This is a genomic window from Gilvimarinus sp. 1_MG-2023 (assembly GCF_030548285.1).
The window spans coordinates 1-369 of sequence record NZ_JAUOSC010000348.1 but is presented as its reverse complement, the minus strand read 5'-3'; the positions used below and the strand labels follow the sequence as shown (position 1 = coordinate 369).

General features: G+C 28.5%; 1 protein-coding gene. It reads right to left on the bottom strand.

Annotated features, from left to right (window positions below; translation table 11 throughout):
* Positions 1 to 231, bottom strand: a 231-nt coding sequence (locus Q4563_RS17130; RefSeq protein ID WP_303605350.1) for a hypothetical protein, incomplete at its 3' end; no start/stop codon positions are given.
* Between the last annotated feature and the right edge of the window lie 138 nt (positions 232 to 369).

Here is a 369-nt window from a genome sequence, read left to right as displayed (position 1 = left end):
ATCAAGCATAGCTTCATTATATAAATCAATAATTCCTATATTAGACAAATTGAAACACGAGGTATAATTATCATTCAGAGCTAACCAAACATCGCCTGCGATAGCTTTACACTTACCTTTTTTGGTATCGATTGCTTTATCTAAAATTTCTTTAAAAACACTATCTATAGAAGCATACGCTAGGTTTTTAACAACTTTATTTATGTCTCGAGTGCACTTGTCTAATGGCATACAGAAAGGAAATATTCTTCCTTTTTTATTTTCTTGCTCTTCAATAATGAGCTTAACAAAAATACCATCGATACATTTTTTATCGTCATTTAAAGCCGTTTTTAAGAAATCAATTATTTCTTTTCTTCTTTTTTATTA